The sequence below is a fragment of the Geodermatophilus obscurus genome, from assembly GCF_900143215.1.
Taxonomy (GTDB): domain Bacteria; phylum Actinomycetota; class Actinomycetes; order Mycobacteriales; family Geodermatophilaceae; genus Geodermatophilus; species Geodermatophilus obscurus_A.
The window spans coordinates 1-24,489 of the sequence record NZ_FRDM01000049.1 but is presented as its reverse complement, the minus strand read 5'-3'; the positions used below and the strand labels follow the sequence as shown (position 1 = coordinate 24,489).

At 73.6% G+C, this 24,489-nt stretch carries 24 protein-coding genes; 9 read left to right on the top strand and 15 right to left on the bottom strand.

Annotation, left to right across the window (positions count from 1 at the left end):
* Positions 1-2,780 (bottom strand): WD40 repeat domain-containing protein (locus tag BUB17_RS22970; protein ID WP_141243168.1); only part of this gene is annotated, 2,780 nt, incomplete at its 3' end.
* Positions 2,777-3,751, bottom strand: coding sequence for an SIR2 family NAD-dependent protein deacylase (locus BUB17_RS22965; protein ID WP_072920974.1), 975 nt, complete (start codon positions 3,749-3,751; stop codon positions 2,777-2,779). The genes BUB17_RS22970 and BUB17_RS22965, both read right to left, overlap by 4 nt.
* A gap of 492 nt (positions 3,752-4,243) precedes the next feature.
* On the opposite strand from BUB17_RS22965, the gene BUB17_RS22960 reads away from it, so the two are divergent.
* From BUB17_RS22960 to BUB17_RS22945, 4 genes are all read left to right on the top strand, one after another.
* Positions 4,244-4,516: a chorismate mutase gene (locus tag BUB17_RS22960; protein ID WP_072920973.1), complete on the top strand. Its 273-nt coding sequence runs from the start codon at positions 4,244-4,246 to the stop codon at positions 4,514-4,516.
* 165 nt (positions 4,517-4,681) lie between these two features.
* The gene (locus BUB17_RS22955) at positions 4,682-5,236 is read left to right on the top strand and encodes a carboxymuconolactone decarboxylase family protein (RefSeq protein WP_072920972.1); all 555 of its coding nucleotides are present in this window, start codon (positions 4,682-4,684) and stop codon (positions 5,234-5,236) included.
* On the top strand, positions 5,233-6,135 hold the full coding sequence (locus BUB17_RS22950; protein WP_072920971.1) for an RNA polymerase sigma-70 factor: 903 nt from the start codon (positions 5,233-5,235) through the stop codon (positions 6,133-6,135). The genes BUB17_RS22955 and BUB17_RS22950 overlap by 4 nt, the downstream gene beginning before the upstream one ends.
* A complete protein-coding gene (locus BUB17_RS22945) occupies positions 6,132-6,866 on the top strand; it encodes a PIG-L deacetylase family protein (protein ID WP_072920970.1) in 735 nt (244 codons plus the stop codon). Before BUB17_RS22950 ends, BUB17_RS22945 begins: the two co-directional genes overlap by 4 nt.
* A 190-nt stretch (positions 6,867-7,056) precedes the next feature.
* Here BUB17_RS22945 and BUB17_RS22940 read toward each other — a convergent pair whose 3' ends face one another.
* Both BUB17_RS22940 and BUB17_RS22935 read right to left on the bottom strand, forming a co-directional pair.
* Complete coding sequence (locus tag BUB17_RS22940; RefSeq protein ID WP_072920969.1) at positions 7,057-7,713, bottom strand: response regulator; 657 nt, start codon at positions 7,711-7,713, stop codon at positions 7,057-7,059.
* Positions 7,710-8,891 carry an ATP-binding protein gene (locus tag BUB17_RS22935; protein ID WP_072920981.1) on the bottom strand — a complete coding sequence of 394 codons (1,182 nt, stop codon included), beginning with the start codon at positions 8,889-8,891 and terminating at the stop codon, positions 7,710-7,712. The genes BUB17_RS22940 and BUB17_RS22935 overlap by 4 nt, the downstream gene beginning before the upstream one ends.
* A 124-nt stretch (positions 8,892-9,015) precedes the next feature.
* Between BUB17_RS22935 and BUB17_RS22930 the strand changes: the two genes are divergently transcribed.
* Together BUB17_RS22930 and BUB17_RS22925 are read left to right on the top strand one after the other, a co-directional pair.
* Positions 9,016-9,936, top strand: coding sequence for a PspC domain-containing protein (locus BUB17_RS22930; protein ID WP_072920968.1), 921 nt, complete (start codon positions 9,016-9,018; stop codon positions 9,934-9,936).
* Positions 9,929-10,228, top strand: coding sequence for a hypothetical protein (locus tag BUB17_RS22925; RefSeq protein ID WP_072920967.1), 300 nt, complete (start codon positions 9,929-9,931; stop codon positions 10,226-10,228). The genes BUB17_RS22930 and BUB17_RS22925 overlap by 8 nt, the downstream gene beginning before the upstream one ends.
* Before the next feature lie 57 nt (positions 10,229-10,285).
* On the opposite strand, the gene gdhA is transcribed toward BUB17_RS22925, so the two are convergent.
* The 5 genes from gdhA to guaB all read right to left on the bottom strand — a co-directional run bounded on the left by gdhA (position 10,286) and on the right by guaB (position 16,675).
* Positions 10,286-11,635 (bottom strand): NADP-specific glutamate dehydrogenase, encoded by a 1,350-nt coding sequence (gene gdhA / locus BUB17_RS22920; RefSeq protein ID WP_072920966.1) that lies wholly within the window; start codon positions 11,633-11,635, stop codon positions 10,286-10,288.
* Complete coding sequence (locus BUB17_RS22915) at positions 11,568-12,278, bottom strand: GNAT family N-acetyltransferase (protein WP_208983590.1); 711 nt, start codon at positions 12,276-12,278, stop codon at positions 11,568-11,570. Before BUB17_RS22915 ends, gdhA begins: the two co-directional genes overlap by 68 nt.
* A 127-nt stretch (positions 12,279-12,405) precedes the next feature.
* Positions 12,406-13,968, bottom strand: a complete 1,563-nt coding sequence (gene guaA / locus BUB17_RS22910) for a glutamine-hydrolyzing GMP synthase (protein WP_072920965.1) — start codon at positions 13,966-13,968, stop codon at positions 12,406-12,408.
* Positions 13,968-15,149: a GuaB3 family IMP dehydrogenase-related protein gene (locus BUB17_RS22905; RefSeq protein WP_072920980.1), complete on the bottom strand. Its 1,182-nt coding sequence runs from the start codon at positions 15,147-15,149 to the stop codon at positions 13,968-13,970. Before BUB17_RS22905 ends, guaA begins: the two co-directional genes overlap by 1 nt.
* 5 nt (positions 15,150-15,154) lie before the next feature.
* A complete protein-coding gene (gene guaB / locus BUB17_RS22900; protein ID WP_072920964.1) occupies positions 15,155-16,675 on the bottom strand; it encodes an IMP dehydrogenase in 1,521 nt (506 codons plus the stop codon).
* Positions 16,676-16,799: 124 nt separating this feature from the next.
* Between guaB and BUB17_RS22895 the strand changes: the two genes are divergently transcribed.
* Entirely contained in the window at positions 16,800-17,201 is a 402-nt protein-coding gene (locus BUB17_RS22895; RefSeq protein WP_072920979.1) for a DUF5319 family protein, read from the top strand.
* Between the two features lie 77 nt (positions 17,202-17,278).
* Here BUB17_RS22895 and BUB17_RS22890 read toward each other — a convergent pair whose 3' ends face one another.
* A complete protein-coding gene (locus tag BUB17_RS22890; RefSeq protein WP_072920963.1) occupies positions 17,279-18,040 on the bottom strand; it encodes a response regulator transcription factor in 762 nt (253 codons plus the stop codon).
* Positions 18,041-18,376: 336 nt separating this feature from the next.
* Between BUB17_RS22890 and BUB17_RS22885 the strand changes: the two genes are divergently transcribed.
* Complete coding sequence (locus tag BUB17_RS22885) at positions 18,377-18,676, top strand: WhiB family transcriptional regulator (RefSeq protein ID WP_072920962.1); 300 nt, start codon at positions 18,377-18,379, stop codon at positions 18,674-18,676.
* Positions 18,677-18,763: 87 nt separating this feature from the next.
* On the opposite strand, the gene BUB17_RS22880 is transcribed toward BUB17_RS22885, so the two are convergent.
* From BUB17_RS22880 to groES, 3 genes are all read right to left on the bottom strand, one after another.
* Complete coding sequence (locus tag BUB17_RS22880; RefSeq protein ID WP_072920978.1) at positions 18,764-19,276, bottom strand: hypothetical protein; 513 nt, start codon at positions 19,274-19,276, stop codon at positions 18,764-18,766.
* A gap of 115 nt (positions 19,277-19,391) precedes the next feature.
* On the bottom strand, positions 19,392-21,035 hold the full coding sequence (gene groL / locus BUB17_RS22875) for a chaperonin GroEL (protein ID WP_072920961.1): 1,644 nt from the start codon (positions 21,033-21,035) through the stop codon (positions 19,392-19,394).
* A gap of 177 nt (positions 21,036-21,212) precedes the next feature.
* Positions 21,213-21,521, bottom strand: coding sequence for a co-chaperone GroES (gene groES / locus BUB17_RS22870; RefSeq protein ID WP_072920960.1), 309 nt, complete (start codon positions 21,519-21,521; stop codon positions 21,213-21,215).
* 172 nt (positions 21,522-21,693) lie between these two features.
* On the opposite strand from groES, the gene BUB17_RS22865 reads away from it, so the two are divergent.
* The gene (locus BUB17_RS22865; protein WP_244277434.1) at positions 21,694-22,938 is read left to right on the top strand and encodes a class I SAM-dependent methyltransferase; all 1,245 of its coding nucleotides are present in this window, start codon (positions 21,694-21,696) and stop codon (positions 22,936-22,938) included.
* On the opposite strand, the gene tsaD is transcribed toward BUB17_RS22865, so the two are convergent.
* Together tsaD and rimI are read right to left on the bottom strand one after the other, a co-directional pair.
* Positions 22,928-23,962, bottom strand: coding sequence for a tRNA (adenosine(37)-N6)-threonylcarbamoyltransferase complex transferase subunit TsaD (gene tsaD / locus BUB17_RS22860; protein WP_072920959.1), 1,035 nt, complete (start codon positions 23,960-23,962; stop codon positions 22,928-22,930). The two genes, BUB17_RS22865 and tsaD, sit on opposite strands and share 11 nt — an antisense overlap.
* Complete coding sequence (gene rimI, locus BUB17_RS22855) at positions 23,959-24,405, bottom strand: ribosomal protein S18-alanine N-acetyltransferase (protein ID WP_083606550.1); 447 nt, start codon at positions 24,403-24,405, stop codon at positions 23,959-23,961. The genes tsaD and rimI overlap by 4 nt, the downstream gene beginning before the upstream one ends.
* Between the last annotated feature and the right edge of the window lie 84 nt (positions 24,406-24,489).

The window sequence follows — 24,489 nt, the reverse complement described above, 5'->3', positions numbered from 1 at the left end:
GGAGCACCCTGGGGCTGACCGGTGGCGACGTCCCACAGCCGCACCGTCCCGTCCGAGCTCGCGGTGGCCAGCAGGGCTTCGTCAGGACTGAACGCCACTCCGTACACGGACCCGGCGTGGCCGTTCAGGGACCGGCTGACGGACGGTGTTTCGGAGACGTCCCACAACCGCGCCGCGGAGTCGGCACTGATGGTGAGAAGCAGCGTGCCGTCCGGGCTGAATTCCATGCCGCTCACCCCGCCGCGGTGACCCCCCAGGGGTGCTCCACGGAGCTGACCGGTGGCAGGGTCCCACAGCCGCACGGCCTCGGCGTCGAAGCTGGCGAGTGAGGACCCGTCGGGGCTGAACGACACCCTCTTCACCCAGGTGGTGTGTCCCTCCAGTGGTGAGCCGTGCGGCCGGCCGGTGGCGGTATCCCAGAGCCGCACTGTGGTATCGGCGCCGGCGGTGGCAAGTAGCTCGCCGTCGGGGCTGAACGCCACACTGCTGACCGTGTCGGTGTGGCCGGTCAGCGGCTCCCCCAGGGGCTGGCCGGTGCCGACGTCCCACAACCGCACCGTCGTGTCGGCGCCGCTGGTGGCCAGCACGGCCCCGTCGGGGCTGAATCCCACGCCGTACACCGGGCCGGTGTGGCCCATCAGCGGGGAGCCGTGGGGCTGGCCGGTGGCGAGGTCCCACAACCGCACGGTCGAGTCGTCGCCGACGGTGGCCAGCAGGGAGCCATCCGGGCCGAACGCCGCATCCCAGACGGTGCCGGTGTGACCGCTCAGCGGCACACCGTGGGGCTGGCCGCTCGCGACGTCCCACAAGTGCAGCGTCTGCTCGTCGAGCGTGGCGAGCACCCCGCCGTCGGGACTGAACCCCACGCCCCACACCGGGCCGACGTGCCCCTCCAACGGAGGGCCGTGCGGCCGGCCGGTCCCGGTGTCCCACAGCCGCACCGTCCCGTCGGCGCTGGCGGTGGCGAGCAGCGCACCGTCCGGGCTGAACGCCACGGCGTTCACCGCATCGGTGTGCCCCTCCAGCAGCGAGCCATGCGGGTGTCCGGTCGCGGTGTCCCACAGCCGCGCGGTGTGGTCGGCGCTGGCGGTGGCGACCAGCGCACCGTCCGGGCTGAAGGTCGCGTGGAAGAGACGCTGCTCGTGACCCGTCAACCGCCGGGAAGGACGCGTGGTCTCGGCTAGGCCCGTGACGAGTCCGGTCGGCGGATCGCCCTCGGGGTCACCCGCCAGGCTCAAGCTCTGCAGTCCGAGCAGGATGGCGGTGTCCGGTCGCGTGCCGACCACCCAGTCCGCGTGGCCGGCCAGCTCCCGTGCCCACGCCAGTCGTAGCGCCGAGTGAGCTCGCTCGGAATTCGTGTAGGCGAGGACGCCCAGCACGCAGGCAGCGACCAGCAGCAGCGTCATGACCGCAGCGACGAGGCGCGCGCGACGCAGGTGGCGGCGGGCGGTCCTGGCTGCCGCCCGCGCCTGCTGCAGCTTGACCTCCGCCTCCGCCTGCTGCTGGGCGGAGGCGTACCTCCGGCGCCAGTCCAGGACCGCGGCGCCCATGACGTCGTGGAACACCTCGTACCGCGGCGGACCGATGACACCGGCGGCCGGGGGCACCGGACGGAGGATGCGCCGGGGACCCGAGGACAGCCGCTCCAGGAGGTCCCGGACGCGGTCGACCGGGATCTCGGCCCAATCGGCCAGGTCTTCGGCCGTGAGCGCGATCTTCGACCCCGACGTCGTGACGAGGTGGTGGAAAACTTCGGCAGCCACGTCTCGCTGTTCCGGGGCCAGGTCCGCCATCACGGTGTCCAGATGCGTCTGGACGATCGTCTGGGCTCCGCCGAGTTCGCGGAGCGTGTCCCGGCGCAGGACGGATGAGCCCCGAGCGCGCTCCTCGTCCCAGAGCCGGGTGAGCACCATCTGGAGGTAGGGAGCCTCGATGTCGCTGCGGTCGCTCGGGCCCGGTCCGTCGGCGATCGCCGCATCCGGGACCAGCACCACGTTGCCGGCGCGGACCTCGTCCAGCACGGTGTCGACGAGCTCCGGCTCGGCCGACATCCGGGTGTCCGGCGCGATCAGGCCGTTGTAGCGGGCGAGCGGGCCCTCGATGGCCGTCCGGGCCGAGTCACGGTCCAGGTAGGAGAGCCGGAGGTAGTTCTCGAACAGGTGGGGGACGCGCCCCTCGAACCGGTCGAGACTGGCCAGGGCGTCCTCTCGCAGGGAGAGGAGGAGGTGCACGTTCAGTCCCCGGGCCGTGAGGACGTCGCCGATCGCGGTGGGCAACTCCTCGTCGGCCGGGTGGTAGAGGAAGTACTCCTCGAACTGGTCGAGGACGAGGTAGACGGCCGGGACACTTGCCTCGGCGAGCGTTCCCCGCAACCACGGCACCAACCCCGCCCACGGGGACAGCGGCTCCACCTGCACACCCGTCTGGAGCAGTGCCCGCCGGATCTCCTCGGCGACGACCTCGAGCGGCGGACCGCTCCAGTCGCTGACGTAGGCGACCGCGGCGCTCCGGATCCCGACGTCCTCGTCACCCGTCCCGATCTCGTGCAGCCGGGGGACGACCCCGGCGCGCAGGACGGAGGTCTTGCCGACCCCGCTCGGCGCATAGAGCAGCGTCAGGCGAGCGGCCACGAGATTCGCCGCGATGAGTTCGGTCTCGTTCTCCCGCCCGAAAAAGAACGCCGCGTCGTGCTCGCTGAAGGGCACCAGGCCGACGTAGGGACAGGACGGTAGAGCCTGCTCGGTGGGTGCCGGGCGAGGCGGCAAGGTCGCGCTGGTCACGACGACCCCACGCTGGCACGGGGCTGGAGTTCGTCCCTCTCGGCAACCTGGAGCTGCTTGTCCACCTCCGCCTCGATGACCGTGGCGAACTCCCCGCAGCTCACGGAGAGGATGTCGACCCCTCGCTCGTCCCAGGCGAACTTGTCGATGGGATCGGGGTCGGACAGCACCGCCCAGGAGTTGTACGTCATACCCTCCTGCTCCTCCCACAGGCGGTGAAGCATCACCCGCAGGTTCCAGTCCTTGAGGCTGTAGCCAAGGAAGAGGAAGTGGCTCGTCCGCAGCTTCGCGCTCAGGTTGACGGGAAGCAGACCACCGACGTCGGCACGGGTGAGGTAGTGGATGTAGTGGTCCTCGGTGATCACGAAGCTGTCCGCGTGGGCGTGCCGGTCCACAGCGCCGTGGATCTTGGCGATGACCGGCGACTTGTCGAGGCGCAGGTCGTTGTACTTGTTGGGCCTGTCGATCACCACGACCTTGCCGTCGGACCGGAAGTGCCGGAAACGGCCGCGATCTCGTCCATCGGCGACATAGGTGACGAGCTCGTACGGTTCCCCCTCGTCGTCGAAGGCGCGCTCGAGGGAGTCGTCGTAGTTCGTGGTGACGAAAAGCATGCACTCGTGTCCGGCTGCGCGGATGCGCCCGGAAACCCTGGCGAGGAAGCGGTGGAGGCGGGTCGGCGGGTAGTCGGCGTTGAAGACGTCGTGGAGCTCGTCGTACAGGGGGCCCTGACCTGCCACGGCGGTGATGTACTGGGCGACCTGGGCCAGGTCCCGCGTCTGGATCATCGGGTGGTCCCGCGCCAGCGTGGCGGCCAGCTCCCGCCCGCTGGGGAGGTAGCGCCCCGGTTTCCACGGCGCGTCCGGGGGCCGCTCACAGAGGTTGACGCCTGCGCCGAGCACCGGGACGACCTTGCCCTTGAGCAGTTGCTTGGCAACGAACCGGTAGATGCCGGTGAGGTCCTCGGTCATGGGATCCCGCGGAACCGGTGGGATCCGCCCGCCCGACGCATCCCGCCGACGTGGCAGCGCGCGCGGATCGTGCCCCCGCGCCTCGTCCGGTGGGAGCGAGTCCTGGGACCACTGCCGATCGACGGCCTCACGGCCACGACCATGATCTGGTTCACGGCATCACCTTCAGGGGGAACTAGGAGTGTGAGGCCCTGCCGTTCACACAGAGTCCCGCACCCGTGGCGCTGATACCAGGGTCGCGGCGACGGGCTCGGACCGCGGGGAAGCCGAGCGCCGCAGTCCCCAGGGGTCGCGCTGGCCACCGCCGTCGGCGCTGTGGCAGACTCGCCGACGTGCTGCTCGCCACCGTCAGCTTTTACTACGGCCACCGGGATCCGGTGTCCGTCGCCGCTGGCTGAGCACACGCCGCAACAGACGCCCCGGGCCCGAAGAGCCCGGGGCGTTTCTCGTTCTCGGGGTCCGACGGCCACCCCCCCGCCCCTGAGGACCCCGATGACCGCGACTCTCCCCACCACTCCCGCCGCCGACGAGCGCATCGCCGAACTGCGGGGGCAGATCGACGACTGCGACGCCGAGATCATCGCGCTGGTCCAGCGCCGGCTGGCCGTGTCCCAGGAGATCGGCGAGCTGCGCCGCGCCGCCGGCGGCACCCGGCTCTCCCTCTCGCGCGAGCAGCAGGTGCTGGCCCGCTTCTCGGCCGCGCTCGGCCCGGACGGCGCCGCGCTGGGCATGATGCTGCTGCGCCAGGGCCGCGGCCGCCTGTGAGCAGGGCCGTCCTCCGGTCGAGGTCCGCGATCTCGCACGGTTGCTGACCTCCGGGCGTGCGAGATCGCGCGATCTCGCCACTGCCGGTTCCCCGACGGCCCCATGTCACATCCCACGTCGCCGTCCCGTCTCCATGGACACCACCCTCCGGAGAGGACGACGACCATGGCCCGCATCCCCCTCGACCCGCCCCGCACCCTCGTCCACCGCCTGGCCGGGTGGTACTCGCGCCGCACCTACGGCGCGGTCCTCGACCCGGGCGCCGCGATGGCCCACAACCCGCGCGTCCTGCTGACCAACGCCCGTTTCGAGCGCTCCCTGCAGCGCTGGGACCGGCTGGACCCGACGCTCGAGGCGCTGGCCGTCATGGCCTCGGCGGTGACCATCGGCTGCTCGTGGTGCGTCGATTTCGGCTACTGGATCAGCACGACCAAGGGCGTCGACCCCGCCAAGCTGCGCGACGTCCCGCGTTGGCGGGACAGCGACGTGTACACCGCCCTCGAGCGCCGGGTGATCGGCTACGCCGAGGCGATGAGCAGCACCCCGCCCACGGTCACCGACGCGATGGTCGCCGAGCTGCGGAACGAGCTGGACGACGCCGTGCTCGTCGAGCTCACGATGATGGTCGCCGTGGAGAACTCCCGGTCGCGGTTCAACGCCGCGCTGGGGCTGACCAGCCAGGGCTTCCGCGACCGCTGCGAGCTGCCGGCTTCGACATGACCGACGCGCTGCCCGGCTTCGACCGCCACCGGCGGCTGCTGTTCACCGTCGCCTACGAGATGCTCGGCAGCGTCGCCGACGCCGAGGACGCCGTGCAGGACACCTGGCTGCGCTGGTCGCAGGCCGACCGGAGCGACGTCGTCGACGAGCGTGCCTACCTGGTGCGCGTCACCACGCGGCTGGCCCTCGACCGGCTGCGATCGGCGCGGGCGCAGCGGGAGACCTACGTCGGGCCGTGGCTGCCCGAGCCGCTGCTGGCCGACGTCCCTTCCGCGGGACCCGACCCGGCCGACGCCGCGGAGATCGGCGAGCAGGTGTCGCTGGCGCTCCTGGTGGTGCTCGAGACGCTCTCCCCGGTGGAGCGAGCCGTGTTCGTCCTGCGAGAGGTCTTCGGGATGCCCTACGCGGAGGTCGCCGGCGTCCTCGACCGCTCGGAGGCCGCCGTCCGGCAGCTCGGGCACCGGGCGCGGTCGCACGTCGAGGCGCGGCGTCCCCGGTTCGGCACCGACCGGCGCGCGCAACGTGAGGTGACCGAGCGGTTCCTCGCCGCCTGCGCCGGTGGCGACGTCGAGGCGCTGCTGGCCGCGCTCGCTCCGGACGCCGTCCTCGTCACCGACGGAGGCGGCAAGGTCAAGGCGGCCCTGCGACCCATCGCGGGTGCGGAGAAGGTCGCCCGCTTCCTCGTCGCCACCACCGCCACCGGGCTCGCCGCTCCCGGGACGGAGGTGCAGACAGCCGACGTCAACGGGCTGCCGGCGCTGGTGGCCCGGCAGGACGGCCGGCCGTTCCTGGTGGCGTCCCTGGTCCTGGTCGACGGTCTCGTGGCGCAGGTGCTGGTGGTGCGCAACCCGGACAAGCTCCGCGGGCTGGACCGGGTCGACCTAGGCTCGCGCGGGTGACCTCTCCGCAGCCCCGCAAGCCCGCCGAGCACGTCGAGCGCACGCTGTGCGTGCTCGCCCACCCCGACGACGTCGACTTCGGCAGCGCCGGCACCGTGGCGACCTGGACGGCGGCGGGCACCGAGGTCACCTACCTGATCGTCACCGACGGCGACGCGGGCGGTTTCGACGACACCCCGCGCGCGCAGATGGGCCCGCTGCGGCGGGCCGAGCAGGAGGCGGCGGCCAAGGCGGTCGGCGTCACCGACGTGCGCTTCCTCGGCCACCCCGACGGCCGCCTGGAGCTGACCCTGGACCTGCGCCGCGACATCAGCCGGGTGATCCGCCAGGTGCGCCCGCAGCGGGTGCTGACCAGCTCTCCGGAGCGGATGTGGGACCGGATCGGAGCCAGCCACCCCGACCACATGACCGTCGGCGAGTCCACGCTGCGCGCCGTCTACCCCGACGCCCGCAACCCCTTCGCCTTCCCCGAGCTGCTCGCCGACGAGGGCCTCGAGCCCTGGACGGTCTCCGAGGTCTGGCTGGGCGCGAGCCCGCGCGCCGACCACGTCGTCGACGTCACCGACGTCGTCGAGCTCAAGTTCGCCGCGCTGAACAGCCACCTCACCCAGGTCAGCCACCTCGACGACCTCGAGGGCTTCGTCACCGACTGGATGCGCCAGACCGGTCGCCGCCTGGGCCTGCCGCCGGGCCGGCTCGGCGAGGCGTTCCAGGTCGTCCACACCCAGTGATCTGTCGCCCTACCGGGCTCCGACCGCGGCCACGTGCCGTCCCCCGCCGGAGCTGGGCCTGCCGTCGCCCCGCGTCGGCAGAAGGACCCCCTGCCCCCCACCACTCGCGAGCTCGCGGTGGGGCCCTGCAGGAGACCTGCGGCCCCCGCGCCGCAAGCCGACCCTCGCCGAGCGACTCACCCTCCCCATGTCACAGGAGCCGGTTGGTGGCCGCCCAGCGGGTGAGCTCGTTGCGGTTGGAGAGCTGCAGCTTGCGCAGCACGTTGGACGCGTGGGACTCCACCGTCTTCACCGAGATGAACAGCCGCGAACCGATCTCCCGGTAGGTGTAGCCACGAGCCAGCAGCTGCATGACCTCGCGCTCGCGGGCGCTGAGCAGGTCCAGCCCGGGGTCGGTGGCCGGGTCCTCCGGCTGCGGGGCGGACGGCGTCGTCGCGGCGAAGGCGTCGAGCACGAACCCGGCCAATCGCGGGCTGAAGACGACGTCCCCGTCGGCGACGCGGGCGACGGCATCCCGCAGGTCCGGGCCGGAGATGGTCTTGGTGACGTACCCGCGGGCGCCGGCGCGGATGACGGCGATGACGTCCTCGGCGGCGTCGGACACCGACAGCGCCAGCCACCGCACCGACGGCAGCTCGGCCCGCAGCGTCTCGAGCACCGCCCGCCCTCCGCCGCCGGGCAGGTGGACGTCGAGCAGGACGACGTCGGGCACCGCGGCCCGGATCCCCTCGACGGCGCCGGCGACGTCGGCGGCCTCACCGACGACGTCGACCGCGCCGCCGAGCTCCGCCCGCACTCCGGAACGCACCATCGCGTGGTCGTCCACGAGGTAGACGCGAGTCGTCACGCCGCGACCTCCCGCGGCAGGCACAGCTCCACCTCGGTCCCCTCCCCCGGCGCCGAGCGCACCGCCGCCGTCCCGCCCAGCCGGGTCAGCCGGCCGGTGACCGAGTCGCGCAGCCCGCGCCGGTCGCCCGGCACGGTGGCGGGGTCGAAGCCGGCACCCCGGTCGCGGACGAAGACGGCGACCCGCTGCGGCGTGACCTCGGTGTACAGGTCGGCGGCGGTCGCGCCCGAGTGCTTGGCCGCGTTGACCAGCGCCTCGCGGGTGGCCGCCCCGAGGGCGGTGAGCGCGTCGTCCAGCGGGGCGTCGCCGACGACGACCGACTCGACGGTCAGCGCGTGGTCGGCCTCCACCTCGGCGACCACGCCGGACACCAGCGCCGCCCAGGTTCCCCCGCCGACGGCCGCCGCCGGCTCGTAGAGCCAGGTGCGCAGCTCCCGCTCCTGGCTGCGGGCCAGCCGGGACACCGCCGTGGCGTCGTCGGCGTGCCGCTGGATGAGGGCGAGGGTCTGCAGCACCGAGTCGTGCAGGTGGGCGGCGACGGCGGCGCGCTCCTCGGAACGCACGCGGGCGGTGCGCTCGGCCTCGCGGGAGGCCAGCAGCCGGCGCCACAGCGGCGCGGTGGCCAGCGCCACGCCGACCAGGATGAGCACGGTCGAGGCGAAGCCGTTGCGCGCGTCGTCCAGCTGGCCGGTCGTGACCAGCAGCAGCACCACGCCGGCGGCGCCGAGGAGCACCCCGCCGGCGAGCAGCCAGCGCACGCCGGGGCGGGCGAGCGAGCGGTCGGTGTCCAGCTGGCGCCAGATGACGGTCAGCCCGACGACCACCAGCAGCAGCGGCAGGACCAGGTTGCCGCCGCCCCAGCTGCCCAGCTGGGTCACCAGGATCAGCGCGCCGAGGCCGAGCAGCCCCAGGCCGAGCGTCTGCCGGCGGCTGGGCTCCTCGGCCGACTCGTCCACCACCGGGTCGGCGTCGACGTCGGCGACCGGCATGAAGAACCACAGCAGCGCGTAGGCCACGACGCCGATGCCGGTCGCGGCGAGCACGACGAAGGCCACGCGGACGACGAGCGGGTCGGCCCGCAGGTGCACCGCCGTCCCCGCGGCGACGCCGGCCAGCAGGCGCCCCGAGCGCGGGCGCACCAGCGGCGGCCGCACGGGCACGGGCAGGGTCGTCGTCACGGTGCTGATCGTCGCACCGGCGCCGCCCACCTCGACACCAGGAACCACCCGGGTTGGTGGACCGGGGTCGGATGGGGGCGTTCCCTGATGGACCGCACCGCCGGCCGCGAGCAGGGTCTGTGCCATGACATCCGCACCGCCTCCCGCTCCCCCGTCGGCTGACCCGCCGGCGGCCGCGTACCCCCTGCCGCCCGGGCCCCCGGTGCGGCCGCCGCTGCGGCGCAGCCGCAGCGACAAGGTCATCGGCGGCGTCGCCGGCGGCCTGGCCGACTACAGCGGCATCGACGCGCTGCTGTGGCGGGTCGGCCTGGTCGCGCTGGCCCTGGCCGGCCCCGGCGTCCCCGTCTACCTGCTGCTGTGGCTGCTCATGCCGGCCGGGCCGCCCGGGGACCCCACCGCCGTCGCCCGTGCTCCGCGTGCCGCCGGTCCGCGGTCCCCGGTGCCCGGACTGACCCTGGCCGGGTTGCTCATCGTGGTCGGCTCGCTGGTCCTGCTCAGCCGGCTCACCGACTGGGACGTCGGTCCCCGGATCGTGCTCGGCACCGGGCTGCTTGTCGTCGGGCTCGGCCTGGTCGCCGCCGCCTTCTCCGGCGGGCGGACGGCGAAGGGCGGCCTGCTGACCCTCGGCATCGTGCTGTCCCTCGCGTTGATGGTGGTCGCCGCTGAACCCTGGCGGGGCGTCGAGGACGGCATGGGCGACCGCACTTACCGCCCGACCGACGCGGCCGCCGTCCAGCCGGTCTACGACCAGGGAATCGGCGACACGACGCTGGACCTCTCCCGCATCGACCTGTCCGGCCTCGACGGTCCGATCGTCACGAGGGTGGACGGCGGCATCGGGAACGTCGAGGTGGTCGTGCCCCGCTCGGCCGACGTCCGGATCGAGGTGGACGGCGGCATCGGCAACGCCGACGTACTCGGCCTCGGATCCGACGGCGGCTACTCCCCGGGCACCGGCTCCGCGTCCTGGACCGGTGACGGGAACCCCGAGATCGAACTGACCATCGACGCCGGCGTCGGTGACGTGGAGGTGGACCGTGCCTGACTACAGCGAGTTCCCGACGACCCCGACCGCCTGGCAGGAACAGCAGCTGAGGGACTGGCAGATCGTGACCCCGCTGTCGACCGAGGACCCGCCCCGGCCCGAGCGCCGCGGCGTCGACCTCACCGCCCTGGTCCCGGGACTGTTCTTCGTCGTCCTGGCGGTCGTGCTGATGGCCGGCGCGGTGCTGCCGATCGGCCTGGTCACCGAGGGCGGCCTGCTGTGGCTGGTGCTGATCGGCGGCGGCGTCGCACTGCTGGTGTCCGAGCTGCGCCGGGCCCGCCGCAGGCGCTGACCTCCCGCACGCGAGGGCCCGGGGAGCGATCGCTCCCCGGGCCCTCGTGCGTCCGCCTCAGATGAGGCCGTGGGCGTGCACCGCCTCGGCCACCTGGAGGAAGCCGGCCACGTTGGCACCGAGCACCAGGTCACCGGGGCTGCCGTACTCCTCGGCGGTGGCGTAGCAGCGGTCGTGGATGCTCCGCATGATCTCCTCCAGCCGGGTCTCGCTGTGCTCGAAGGTCCAGCGGTCGCGGGAGGCGTTCTGCTGCATCTCCAACGCGGAGGTCGCCACGCCGCCGGCGTTGGCGGCCTTGCCGGGGGCGAAGGCGGTGCCGGCCTCGCGGAGCACCCGCACGGCGTCCGGCGTGGTCGGCATGTTGGCGCCCTCGACGACGTACCGGCAGCCGTTCTGCACCAGCGTCCGCGCCGCGTCCTCGCCCAGCTCGTTCTGGGTGGCGCTGGGGATGGCGACGTCGCACGGGACGTCCCAGATGCTGCCGCCGGCCACGAACTGGGCCGTCCCCACCCGCTCGGCGTACTGGTCGATGCGGCTCCGCTCGACCTCCTTGACCTGCTTGAGGACGTCGAGGTCGATGCCCTTCTCGTCGACGACGTAGCCGCTGGAGTCCGAGCAGGCCACCACCGTGCCGCCGAACTGGTGCACCTTCTCGACGGCGTAGACGGCCACGTTGCCCGAGCCGCTCACCACGACCCGCCGGCCGTCGAAGGACTCCCCCGCCGCCTCCATCATCGCCTGGGCGAAGAAGACGGCGCCGTAGCCGGTGGCCTCGGGGCGGACCAGCGCGCCACCCCAGCCCAGCCCCTTGCCGGTGATCACGCCGGACTCGTAGCGGTTGGTGATCCGCTTGTACTGCCCGAAGAGGTAACCGATCTCGCGGGTGCCGACACCGATGTCGCCGGCCGGCACGTCGGTGTACTCACCCAGGTGCCGGTAGAGCTCGGTCATGAAGGACTGGCAGAAGCGCATGACCTCGGCGTCCGACCGGCCCTTGGGGTCGAAGTCCGAGCCGCCCTTGCCGCCGCCGATGGGCATGCCGGTGAGCGCGTTCTTGAAGATCTGCTCGAAGCCGAGGAACTTCACGATCCCCAGGTCCACCGAGGGGTGGAAGCGGAGGCCGCCCTTGTAGGGCCCGAGGGCGGAGTTGAACTCGACGCGGAAGCCGCGGTTGATCTGCACCTCGCCGCGGTCGTCCTGCCAGGGGACGCGGAAGATGATCTGCCGCTCCGGCTCGCAGATCCGCTCGACGGTCTTCATCTCGCTGTACTCGCTGTGCCGGTCCAGCACGACGGCCAGCGACTCGAGCACCTCGCGCACCGCCTGGTGGAACTCCGTCTCACCGCGGTTGCGCCGCAGCACCTCGTCGTAGATGCCCTGGACCCTCGCCGGGACCGATCCGTTCACGCCTGCTCCCCACTCCGGTACCCCGTTCCGCTGCCATGCTGGCAGGCGGGCTCGGACCCCCTGGTCGGCGGGGGCGGCAGGACCGCCCCAGCGGCAGCCGGTGGACCCGTGCCGCTCGGAGCGGGCGCGGCCCCTGGGGTGACGGTGGCGCCGGCGAGAGGTCAGAGCGCGCGGTGGTAGCGCACCAGCGGCAGGCCGGTGAACCCGTGCCGCTCGTAGCGGGCGCGGGCCGAGGCGTGGCCGTCGTCGCCGCCGGTACCGATGACGGCGAGCGGCACCCCCGCCCGGCGATCTCGGCCACCGCGCGGGCCACCAGCCGGCTCGCGATGCCGGCCCGCTGGTGGCCCGGCGCGACGGCGATCATGTCGACCTCGCCGACCGGGGTGGCGTCCTCCTGCGTCCACCGGACGGCGACGAAGCCGACCGGGGTGCCGTCGACGTCCGCGACCCAGGCGTCGAGCGACCGGCACACCTCGGCCTGCGCCGCGGCCTGCGCCGTCCGCCAGTCGGGGTGGACCAGGCCGAAGACCCGCGGCCCCATGACCTGCGCGAAGCCCGCGAACACCGGCGCCCACGCGTCGAGGGAGAACGCGACGACGGCGTCGACGTCGGCGTCGGTCAGCGACTGGATGGCGACGTCCACGCCGGCGATGACACCACGGACGGCGACGTGCTGGAACGACCCCGCTGCAGCGGAAGGACCCCGTCCTTCTCACCCCTCGCAGGCTCGGGGCGAGCCTCGGGACGAGGCCGGGGGGCGGCGGGGTCCTTCACTCCCATTCGATCGTGCCTGGCGGCTTGCTGGTCACGTCCAGCACCACGCGGTTGACCTCGGGCACCTCGTTGGTGATCCGGGTGGAGATGCGAGCCAGGACGTCGTAGGGCAGCCGGGTCCAGTCCGCGGTCATCGCATCCTCGCTGGACACCGGCCGCAGCACGACCGGGTGGCCGTAGGTGCGCCCGTCGCCCTGGACGCCGACCGAGCGGACGTCGGCCAGCAGCACGACCGGGCACTGCCAGATCTCGCGGTCCAGGCCGGCGGCGCTGAGCTCGGCGCGAGCGATCGCGTCGGCCCTGCGCAGCACGTCGAGCCGTTCCTGGGTGACCTCGCCGATGATCCGGATGCCCAGCCCGGGGCCCGGGAACGGCTGCCGCCACACCAGCGACTCGGGCAGGCCCAGCTGCAGGCCGACCTCGCGGACCTCGTCCTTGAACAGCGTGCGCAGCGGCTCGACGAGGGTGAAGGCGAGGTCCTCGGGCAGTCCGCCGACGTTGTGGTGGCTCTTGATGTTCGCCGTCCCGGAACCGCCGCCGGACTCCACGACGTCCGGGTAGAGCGTGCCCTGCACGAGGAAGTCCACGGTCTCGCCGTGCGCCTGGGCGTCGGCGACGACGTCGAGCGCGGCCTGCTCGAAGACGCGGATGAATTCCCGGCCGATGGTCTTGCGCTTCTGCTCGGGGTCGCTGACCCCGGCCAGCGCGCCGAGGAACTGCTCGCGGGCGTCGACCACCCGCAGGTCGGCGCCGGTGACGGCGACGAAGTCGCGCTCGATCTGCTCGGTCTCGCCCTCGCGCATCAGCCCGTGGTCGACGTAGACGCACGTCAGCCGGTTCCCGATGGCGCGCTGCACCAGCGCCGCGGCGACCGCGGAGTCCACCCCGCCGGACAGCGCGCACAGCGCCCGCCGGTCACCGACCTGGGCGCGGATCCGCTCGACCTGCTCCTCGACGACGTTGGCCATCGTCCAGGTCGGCTCGAGGCCGGCGATGTCGAACAGGAAGTGCTCGAGCACCGTCTGCCCGTGCGCGGTGTGCCGCACCTCGGGGTGGAACTGCACGCCGGCGAGCTTGCGGTCGACGTCCTCGAAGGCGGCGACCGGCGCACCGGTGGAGGTGGCGGTGACGGTGAACCCGGGTGGGGGGTCGCTGACGGCGTCCCCGTGGCTCATCCACACCGACTGCTCGACCGGCAGCGCGCCGAACAGCCGGCCCTGCGTGGTCACCGTCAGCGGGGTGCCGCCGTACTCGCGGTCGCCGGTGCGGGCGACGGTGCCGCCGAGGCTCTGTGCCATGGCCTGGAAGCCGTAGCAGATGCCGAACGCCGGCACCCCGGACTCGAACAGCGTCGGGTCGACCCGCGGGGCGTCCTCGGCGTAGACGCTGGACGGCCCGCCGGACAGGACGATCGCAGCGGGCTTGCGGGCGACGATCTCCTCGGCGGGCACGTCCGACGGGACGATCTCGGAGTAGACCCCGGCCTCCCGGATCCGTCGGGCGATCAGCTGGGCGTACTGGGCCCCGAAGTCGACGACGAGGACGGTGGGGAACTCCATCAGTCGCCCCGACCGCCGATGCTCTGCTGCCCGGGGGCCCCCTCCCGGGGGGCCCCACCCCCTATCACGAGGTCGACCCGCTGGAACTCCTTGAGGTCGCGGTAGCCGGTCTTGGCCATCGTCCGGCGCAGCGCGCCGAAGAGGTTGGTGCGGCCGTCGGCGGTGCGCGCCTCACCGAGCAGGACGTCGTGCAGCGAGCCGGCGGGGGTGACCGGCGCCGAGGTACCGCCGCGGGGCAGCCGTGGGTGGGCGGCCACCGAGTCCCACCAGACGCCGCCGCCGGGCACCTCGGCCGCGGCGCGCAGCGGCTCGCCGACCTGGACGGCGTCCGCGCCGCAGGCCAGCGCGCGGGCGATGGCGCCGCTGGTCTCGATCCGGCCGTTGGCGATGACGTGCACGTAGCGGCCGCCGGTCTCGTCGAGGTAGTCGCGGCGGGCCGCGGCGGCGTCGGCGATCGCGCTGGCCAGCGGCACCCGGATGCCCATGACGGTGTCGGTGGTCGAGTAGGTGTCGGCGCCCACGCCGACGATGACCCCCGCGGCGCCGGTGCGCATCAGGTGCAGCGCGGTCTGGTAGTTCGCCGCACCTCCGACGATCACCGGGACGTCGAGGTCGGCGATGAAGTCCTTGAGGTTGAGCGCGTCCCCCGTGGTGGTCACGTGCTCGGCCGAGACGATCGTGCCCTGGATGACCAGCAGGTCGACCCCGGCGGCCAGCACCGTGGGCGCGAGCCGGAGGGTGTGCTGCGGCGAGACGCGCACCGCCGTCGTCACCCCGGACTCGCGGATCTCCTTGACCCGGGCGGTGACCAGGTCCGGCTTGACCGACTCGGCGTAGACCTCCTGCAGCAGGGCCACCGGAGGCGGCCCGTCGCCGGCCGCGTCGCGCAGCCGCCGGTAGGCCGGCTCGGGGTCGTCGTAGCGGGTCCACAGCCCCTCGGCGTTGAGCACGCCCAAGCCGCCGGCCTGCCCGACCGCGATCGCCGTGGCCGGGCTGACGACGGCGTCCGACGGGCTGGTGACCAGCGGGATGTCGAACCGGAAGGCGTCGATCTGCCAGGCGGTCGAGACGTCGTCCATGTCCCGGGTGCGCCGGCTGGGGACGATCGAGACCTCGTCGAGGTCGTACCCCCGGCGGGCGAAGCGGTTGAGACCGATCTCGACGGTGTCGCGCGTGGTCACGCCGGTCACCGGCCCCGGTAGTTCGGGGCCTCGACGGTCATCTGGATGTCGTGCGGGTGGCTCTCCACCAGCCCGGCGGAGGTGATCCGGGTCAGCCGGCCGCGCTCCTGCAGGTCGGCGATGGTCTGCGCGCCGGCGTAGCCCATCGAGGCGCGCAGCCCGCCGACGAGCTGGTGGGCGACGCCGGACAGCGGGCCGCGGTAGGGCACCTGGCCCTCGATGCCCTCGGGGACCAGCTTGTCGTCGGAGAGCACGTCGTCGGCGAAGTACCGGTCGCGGCTGTAGGACTGGTTGCCGCGCTTCTGCATGGCGCCCAGCGACCCCATGCCGCGGTAGGTCTTGTACTGCTTGCCGTTGACGAAGACCAGCTCGCCCGGTGCCTCCTCGACGCCGGCGAACAGACCGCCGATCATCACCGTGTCGGCGCCGGCGACCAGGGCCTTGGCGATGTCCCCGGAGTACTGCAGACCGCCGTCGGCGATCACCGGGACGCCGGCCGGCCGGGCCGCCAGCGCCGCCTCGTGGATGGCGGTGACCTGCGGGACGCCGACGCCGGCGACCACGCGGGTGGTGCAGATCGACCCCGGGCCGACGCCGACCTTGACCGCGTCCGCCCCGGCGTCGACCAGCGCCTGCGCACCGGCGCGGGTGGCGACGTTGCCGCCGACGACCTGCACCCCTCCGTACTCCCCGCCGAAGTCGGCCTTGACCCGCGTCACCATCTCCAGCACCGCCTGCTGGTGGCCGTGCGCGGTGTCGACGACGAGCACGTCGACACCGGCGTCGACCAGCAGCCCGGCCCGCTTGTAGGCGTCGTCCCCGACCCCGAGGGCGGCGCCCACCACGAGGCGGCCGTTGGCGTCCTTGGTGGCGTTCGGGTACTGGTCCCGCTTGACGAAGTCCTTGACGGTGATCAGGCCGCGCAGCCGGCCGGCGTCGTCGACCAGCGGCAGCTTCTCGATCTTGTTCTTGCGCAGCAGGGCGAGCGCGGTGTCCGCGTCGACGCCCACCGGGGCGGTGACCAGCGGCATCGGCGTCATGACGTCGCGGACGAGCACCGACTGGTCGGTCTCGAAGCGCATGTCGCGGTTGGTGACGATGCCGACCAGGACGCCGTCGGCGTCCACCACCGGCGCACCGGAGATGCGGTAGCGCGCCGACAGCGCGTCGACCTCGGCGAGGCTGTTCTCCGGCGAGCAGGTGACCGGGTTGGTCACCATGCCGGCCTCGGAGCGCTTGACCAGGTCGACCTGGCCGGCCTGCTCCTCGGCGGCGAGGTTGCGGTGCAGCACGCCCATACCGCCGACCCGCGCCATGGCGATCGCCATGCGGGCCTCGGTGACGGTGTCCATCGCGCTGGAGAGCAGCGGGACCGCCAGGCGGATGCCGCGGGTCAGCCGGCTGCTGGTGTCCACCTCGGCCGGGACGACGTCCGAGGCGCCGGGGATGAGCAGGACGTCGTCGTAGGTCAGGCCGAGCGGCGCGAACTTCGCCGGCAGCTCGGGGACGAACTCATCGGGCTGCATCGGTTGCCGCCACCCCTCCGGAACGGCCGGCGCCCTCCTGGGCGCGCGGGGAGCCGCACCCGATCGTAGGCGGCGACCCCCGAGGGCTCGGTGTGATCCCCGTCCGGCCGATACCGTGGCACCCGTGAGTTCTTGGGACGACGCTTCCGGGCCCGACTTCGGGTCCGCCGACCAGCCGGGTCCGCCGCCGCTGACCATGGAGGAACGGGCCGGCGTCCTGGACGACCTCGCCGAACTGGAGGTGTTCCGGACGCTGCTGGAGCCGACCGGCATCAAGGGCATCGTCGTCGACTGCCCGGACTGCGACGAGGAGCACCACGTCGACTGGGCCCTGATGCAGGCCAACCTCCGCCAGCTGCTCGAGGAGGGGCAGACCGGCCGCCACGAGCCGCCGTTCGATCCCGACCCGGACGACTACGTCAGCTGGGACTACGCCAGCGGTTACGCCGACGGCATCGCCGCGATGGCCGAGCGCGAGGAGCCCGGCGGCGAGGGCGGCGGCGGCAGACACGCCCGCGACGACTGAGCCCCGACGCGATCATGGCGCCGTGACCACCCCGGGGACCCGGGGAGTGGTCACGGCGCCATGATCGTCGGGACTGGCTAGCTCATCATGCCGCGGCGGAAGCCGGTGGCCACCGCCTCCGCGCGGTCCTTGGCGCCGAGCTTGCGGAACAGCCGGCGGGCGTGGGTCTTGATGGTGTCCTCGGAGAGGTAGAGCTCGCGGCCGATCTGGGCGTTGCTCTTGCCCTGGCTCATGCCGGTGAGCACCTGCATCTCGCGCATCGAGAGGCTGACCGGCGCGGGTTCGCGGACGGTGGAGCGCACCGTGGTGGGCGCGACGCCGGCCAGCGGGGTGGCACCGTTCCAGGCCGGCGTCCCGTTGCCGTGGCCGGCATGGGCACCGACCGAGGCCAGCGGCACCGGTTGGTGCGGAACGGCCGGCACGGGGCCGCGGCCGTCGACCCGCAGGCCGACCCGCGACAGTCCCAGACCCATCTCCAGCGCGGTGGCGTCCCAGCGCAGGTAGCCGCGGGCACCGGCCGCGACCGCAGCCCGGACGGTCTCGCCGTCGTCGGGGGCGCCGAGGACCAGGACCGGCAGCCGCGGGTGGGTGCGCAGCGCCTGGGTGGCGACGGTCAGCCCGGAGTCCGTGGCGCGCTGGGTGCCGATGAGCAGGACGTCGGGCTGCCGGGTGGCCAGCCGGGCCATGAGGGCGGCGGCGTCGCCGACGACCTCCACCCGTCCCACGAACGGCAGTGCCACCAGACGGCCCGCGATGTCGTCGCGGACCCGCCGGCGCTCGTCGTAGACCCACACGCACGTCGTGCCGTGGCCGGGTCCGCGCATCCTGTCGTCGATCACGCCTGCTCCTCGCTCGCCGGCCGCACGTCTCGGCCGGGTCCACCGCCCGGATCCCCCGGCCGGGTCTCGCTCGGACGTGCGGTCCCGCCCGGGGACCTGCGCCGTCGCTCCGGCCGCACCGGAGCCGCCGACGGGTGTCCCGTGGCGGTGTTCGGCACGGCCTGCAGCCACCTTGATCGACTCCGGGGGGCGGCAACACCCGCTCTCACCCAGCGGGGGGAGAGCGGAGCCGACAAAATGCAGGGTCACCGTGCGTTTGACCCGCGGAGGCCTCGGGCACCGGCCCCCATGCAGCCGGACCGCCCCCTCCGGCTCGCACCGAGCCGAGGAGGACGAATGGCCGACATCCGCCGCCTGCCCACACCTGTCGCCGAGGTCTGGGACTGGCAGCTGCACGGCGCCTGCCGCGGAGAGAGCACCGCGCTGTTCTTCCACCCGGACGGTGAGCGCGGTCCGGCCCGGGCCCGCCGTCAGTCGGCCGCCAAGGCCGTGTGCGCGCGCTGCCCGGTGATCGAGTCCTGCCTCAAGCACGCCCTGTCGGTGCGCGAGCCCTACGGGGTCTGGGGCGGCATGAGCGAGGAGGAGCGGGCCCGGCTGATCGCCGCGGAGCCCGCCGCCGTCGCCGCGGGGGTCTGAAGAAGGACCTCTTGCCCCCGCCCGGGGGCACACTCCACACACGCCGAGAGGGCCGGTCCAGCTGCTGCTGGACCGGCCCTCTCGCCGTCAGTGGGGCTGTACCAGGCGCTCGGCCCGCATCAGCTCGTCGTGCACCCATGTGCGGCCGCGGTCCCGGGAGGTCTCGGCCGACCAGGTGAAGGCATCCGCGCGCACGCCGGTGATCCGCCACCGCAGCCACGGCTCCTCGTCGTCGCTGAGCAGCTCCACGTCCGCTCCGTGCGCCCGTCCCGTGAAGCGCCGGACCCGGCCGTTGATCGGCTCCATCCAGGTCGACAGCCACCGGTCGCCGTCCGGGTGCAGGAAGCGCACCGTCGTCCCGTGGAAGGCCAGCGGCGGCACCCCGGCACCGGGCTCCCCCCGTCCGGGCACGATCCACACGTCCTGGACGGCACGCCCGCCGAGGACCCAGCCCACGTGCAGCTCCCCGGTCGCGTGGTGCCACGTGCCGTCGGGAGTCAGGCCGCTCCAGTGCAGCCGCCAGTCCCCGACGAGCCGGCCGAAGTCGTCCATGGCCGCGGGATCCGCCGGACCAGGTGCGTGCAGCGCGTCGGCAAGCATCCCGCCATGGTGGTCGAGGACCACCCGAGGGCCCACCCCTCGCCGCGCGCGGACGACGAAGGGCCCGGTCCGGACGATCCGGACCGGGCCCTCAGCACAGAGCTCGGGCGTCAGCTCAGTGGCTGTGCCCGTGGCCGTGCGAGTGGCCGTGGGTGTGGTGCCCGCCCCCGGCGTGGTCGTGCTCCTCCTCCGGCGCCTCGACGACGGCGGAGTCGGTGGTCAGCACCATCGCGGCGATCGAGACGGCATTGCCCAGCGCGGCCTTGGTGACCTTGACCGGGTCGATGACCCCCTGGGTGGCCAGGTCGCCGTACTCGCCGGTCGCGGCGTTGAAGCCCTGGCCGACCCCGGCCTCGCGGACCTTGGCCACCACGACGCGACCCTCGAAGCCGGCGTTCTCGGCGATCCGGACCAGCGGGGCGTCCAGCGCCCGGCGGACCACGCGGGCACCGGTCAGCTCGTCACCGGACAGGTCGAGGGCGTCCACGGCCGCGGCCGCGTGCACCAGCGCGGAGCCTCCACCGGGGACGACGCCCTCCTCCACCGCGGCGCGGGTGGCGGCGATGGCGTCCTCGATCCGGTGCTTCTTCTCCTTCATCTCGACCTCGGTGGCCGCGCCGACCCGGATGACGCCGATGCCGCCGGCGAGCTTCGCCAGCCGCTCCTGCAGCTTCTCGCGGTCCCAGTCGGAGTCGGTCGCCTCGATCTCGCGGCGGATCTGCGCAACCCGGTCGCCGATGGCCTCACCGGTGCCGCCGCCGTCGACGATCGTGGTCTCGTCCTTGGTGACGGTGACCCGGCGCGCGGTGCCGAGGACCTCCAGGCCGACCTGGTCGAGCTTCAGGCCGACGTCCTCGCTGACCACCTGACCGCCGGTGACGACGGCGAGGTCGGTCATGAACGCCTTGCGGCGGTCGCCGAAGTACGGCGACTTGACCGCGACGACCTTGATCGTCTTGCGGATCGAGTTGACGACGAGGGTGGACAGCGCCTCGCCCTCGACGTCCTCGGCGACGATCAGCAGCGGGCGGCCGCCCGTGGAGAGCACCTTCTCCAGCAGCGGGAGGAGGTCGGCCAGCGCGCCGATCTTGCCGCTGACCAGCAGCACGAGGGCGTCCTCGAGGACGGCCTCCATCGCCTCGGAGTCGGTGACGAAGTAGGGCGAGAGGTAGCCCTTGTCGAACTGGACGCCCTCGGTGACGTCGAGCTCGGTGGACAGGGTGTTGCTCTCCTCGACGGTGATGACGCCGTCCTTGCCGACCTTCTCCATGGCCTGGCCGATCAGGTCGCCGACCTCGGCGTCCTGCGCGGAGACGGTGGCGACGCCGGCGATGGCCTGCTGGTCGGCGACCGGGATGGCGACCTCGTCGAGTGCCTTGGACACCGCGTCGGCGGCGGCACGCATGCCCACGCCGAGCGCCGTCGGGCTGGCGCCCGCGGCGACGTTGCGCATGCCCTCGTGCACGAGGGACTGGGCCAGCACGGTCGCGGTGGTGGTGCCGTCACCGGCGACGTCGTTGGTCTTGGTGGCCACGTTCTTGGCCAGCTGGGCGCCGAGGTTCTCGTACGGGTCGTCGAGCTCGACCTCACGGGCGATGGTCACGCCGTCGTTGGTGATGGCCGGGGCGCCGAACTTCTTGTCGAGGACGACGTTGCGCCCGCGCGGACCGAGCGTCACCTTGACCGCGTCGGCGAGCTTGTCCACGCCGCGCTCGAGTGCACGGCGGGCGTCCTCGTTGAACTTGATGATCTTGGCCATGGGGCCCTTCCGATCAGGTGGAGCACGGGGTGGGACGACGACCGCCCCGGGACCCGGTCAGCTCGGGTCGCCGGGGCGGTCGGGTGACGTGCTGGAACGGCCCCGTCGCAGGCACTGGAACGGCCCCGGTCCAGGGGCCCGCCCGAGCCTGCGAGGGGTGGGGAGGAGCGGGGTCTCTTACTTCTCCACGACGGCGAGCAGGTCGCGGGCGGAGAGCACCAGGTACTCCTCGCCGGCGTACTTGACCTCGGTGCCGCCGTACTTGGAGTAGATGACGACGTCGCCGACGCTGACGTCGAGCGGGACGCGGTTGCCGTTGTCGTCGACGCGGCCGGGGCCGACGGCGATGACCGTGCCCTCCTGCGGCTTCTCCTTGGCGGTGTCCGGGATGACCAGGCCGGAGGCGGTGGTGGTCTCGGCCTCGTTGGCCTGGACCACGACACGGTCCTCGAGCGGCTTGATGTTGACCTTGGTAGCGGTCGTCACGAGGTGACGCCCCCTTCGGGATCGGACGGCTGGTGGGTCGTGCACTGATGCTGTGGCACGGTGCCGGTGCCTGCCGTCGCGGGGGTCAGGCGCCTGGTGCCCGTGTCGATTGGCACTCTACCTATGAGAGTGCCAGCCACTCAACCGGGTCCCCCAGGTCGGGGACGGTCACGTGCGCGACGCTGTCCCGGTGCCCGACGAGCCCTCCCCCGACACGCTGACGCAGCTGCGCTGGCTGCGCACACCCGAGGGGACGGCGGCCACGGCGCGGGCGGCCGCGCTGCTCGCCGAGGGCGCCGACCTGCTGATCGGCCTGGCGCGGTTGCGGGCCGAGGTCGGCGCCGACCACGCCGGCCCGGCCTGGGAGCTGGCGCGGCTGCGCGCGCGGGCGCGCCCGGTGTTCGGCGCCGATGCCGACGTCCTGTTCCTCACCGCCGACACCCTGGAGCAGGCCGGCCGTCCTGCACTGGCCGCCCGGCGGGCGCAGCGCCTGCTGTCCGACGAGGTGGACTCGGTCGTCGACCTCGGCTGCGCGTCCGGCACCGACACGATCGCGCTGGCGCGGGCGGGGGCCACCGTGCTCGCCGTCGACACCGACCCGCTGGCCCGCGAGCTGACCGCCGCGAACGCCGAGGCGCTCGGGGTGTCCGACCGGGTGTGGGTGGTCGCCGGCGACGCCGTCGAGCTGGTCGACGCGGCGCGCGGCGGCGAGGTGGCCGGCTGCGCCGCCGCCGTCCTGGACCCGGCGCGGCGGGCCGGCGGACGACGGCAGCTGGACCCCGACCGCTGGTCGCCGCCCTGGTCGACGGTGGCGACGCTGCTGGAGCGGGCGCCGCACGCGGTGGTCAAGGTGGCGCCGGGCCTGGACCACGAGCGGGTGCCGACCGGGGTCGAGGCGGAGTGGGTGTCGGCCGGCGGCTCGATCGTCGAGGCGCTGCTGTGGGGGCGCGGGGTCTCCTCGACCTGGCGGCGGGCCTCCCTGGTGCGCGACGGCGCGGTGTGGGAGCTGACCGCGGACGCCGACCCGGGGCCCGCGCCGTCCGGACCGGTGCGCGGCCGGCTGCACGAGCCCGACCCCGCGGTGATCCGGTCGGGCCTGGTGTCGCTGGTGGCCGCCGACCTCGGCGCGACGCTGGTCGACCCGACGATCGCCTACCTGACCTCCGACGGGCCGACCGACTCCCCGTGGGTGTCCTCCTACCGGGTCGACGAGGTGCTGCCGTTCAACCTCAAGAAGCTCAAGGCGTTGCTGCGGACGCGCGGCGTCGGCCGGGTGGTGGTCAAGAAGCGCGGGTCGGCGATCGAGCCGGAGACGCTGGCCCGCCGGCTGCGCGGGGAGGGCCCGGGGACGGCGACCGTCGTCGTCACCCGCGTCGCCGGCGCCCCGACCGCCCTCGTGTGTGACGTCAGCGGGTGACGACGTCGATCGGCAGGGAGCTGTCCGCGCCGACGTCCGGGGCGGACGGCGCCACGCCCGCCTCGACCAGCCGCGAGCCCAGTGCGGCGACCATCGCGCCGTTGTCGGTGCACAGCCGCGGGCTGGGCACCCGCAGCACGATGCCCGCCTTCGCGCACCGCTCCTCGGCCAGCGCACGCAGCCGCGAGTTGGCCGCCACTCCGCCGCCGAGCACCAGGTGGTCGACGCCGGAGTCGCGGCAGGCGCGCACCGCCTTGGCGGTCAGCACGTCGGCGACCGCCTCCTGGAACGACGCCGCGACGTCGGCGACCGGCACCGGCTCCCCCGCCCGCTGCCGCGCCTCCACCCACCGGGCGACGGCGGTCTTCAGGCCGGAGAAGGAGAAGTCGTAGGGGGCGTCGCGGGGGCCGGTGAGCCCGCGCGGGAAGCCGATGGCCGCCGGGTCGCCCTCGCGGGCCGCCCGGTCGATCGGCGGGCCGCCGGGGAACGGCAGGCCGAGCACGCGGGCCACCTTGTCGAAGGCCTCCCCCGCCGCGTCGTCGATGGTGCGGCCCAGCGACTGCACCTCGCGGGCGAGGTCGGGCACCAGCAGCAGCGAGCTGTGCCCGCCGGAGACCAGCAGCGCCAGCGACGGCTCGGCCAGCTTACCGTGCTGCAGCTCGTCGACGGCGACGTGCGCAGCCAGGTGGTTGACCCCGTACAGCGGCTTGCCCAGGGCGAGGGCGTAGGCCTTGGCCGCGGCGAGACCGACCAGCAGTGCGCCGGTGAGCCCGGGCCCGGCGGTGACCGCCACCGCGTCGACGTCGGCGGCGTCGACCCCGGCCTCGGCCAGCGCGCGGTGGACGGTCGGCACCATCGCCTCCAGGTGCGCCCGCGAGGCGATCTCCGGCACCACCCCGCCGAAGCGCTCGTGCTCGGCGATCGACGTGGCCAGGGCGTCGGAGAGCAGCGTCCGCCCCCGCACGAGCCCGACCCCGGTCTCGTCGCACGAGGTCTCGAACCCCAGGACCAGCGGCTCGGTCACAGCTTCTCCCGCTTCATCACGACGGCGTCCGTGCCGCTCGGCTGGTAGTAGCGCGGGCGCCGTCCGACCTCCGTGAACCCGCGCCGCCGGTACAGCTCCTGCGCCACCTGGTTGTCGGCGCGCACCTCGAGCAGCACCACGGGGCTGCGCCGGTCGGCCTCGGCGAGCAGCGCGTCGAGCAGCCGGGCGCCGATCCCCTCGCCCTGCCGGTCCTCGGCCACCCCGATCGTCGCCACGTGCGCCTCGTCGTCGTAGGCGATCAGCCCGGCGTAGCCGACGACCCGGTCGCCGTCCTCGGCCACCAGGTAGGAGCGGGAGTCGGTGCGCGATAGCTCGTCGCGGTACATCGCCCGGGTCCAGGTGTCCGGGGCGAACAGCTGCTCCTCGAGCTCCAGGACGGCGTCCAGGTCGGCCAGCCGCATCGGTCGCAGCCGCTCGCTCACGTGCCCTCCTCGCTGGCGCTCGTCAGCCAGGTGCGCGCCGCTGCTCCACTCATGCGTGAGCTCGCACGCTCGCTCACGTGCCCT

Coding starts and splice junctions, on each gene's coding strand:
- BUB17_RS22960 (WP_072920973.1), top strand. CDS start 4,244: ATGACCGCGACTCTCCCCACCACTCCCGCCGCCGACGAGCGCATCGCC.
- BUB17_RS22930 (WP_072920968.1), top strand. CDS start 9,016: ATGACATCCGCACCGCCTCCCGCTCCCCCGTCGGCTGACCCGCCGGCG.
- BUB17_RS22880 (WP_072920978.1), bottom strand. CDS start 19,276: ATGCTTGCCGACGCGCTGCACGCACCTGGTCCGGCGGATCCCGCGGCC.
- BUB17_RS22955 (WP_072920972.1), top strand. CDS start 4,682: ATGGCCCGCATCCCCCTCGACCCGCCCCGCACCCTCGTCCACCGCCTG.
- guaB (WP_072920964.1), bottom strand. CDS start 16,675: ATGCAGCCCGATGAGTTCGTCCCCGAGCTGCCGGCGAAGTTCGCGCCG.
- groL (WP_072920961.1), bottom strand. CDS start 21,035: ATGGCCAAGATCATCAAGTTCAACGAGGACGCCCGCCGTGCACTCGAG.
- BUB17_RS22885 (WP_072920962.1), top strand. CDS start 18,377: ATGGCCGACATCCGCCGCCTGCCCACACCTGTCGCCGAGGTCTGGGAC.
- guaA (WP_072920965.1), bottom strand. CDS start 13,968: ATGGAGTTCCCCACCGTCCTCGTCGTCGACTTCGGGGCCCAGTACGCC.
- BUB17_RS22950 (WP_072920971.1), top strand. CDS start 5,233: ATGACCGACGCGCTGCCCGGCTTCGACCGCCACCGGCGGCTGCTGTTC.
- BUB17_RS22965 (WP_072920974.1), bottom strand. CDS start 3,751: ATGACCGAGGACCTCACCGGCATCTACCGGTTCGTTGCCAAGCAACTG.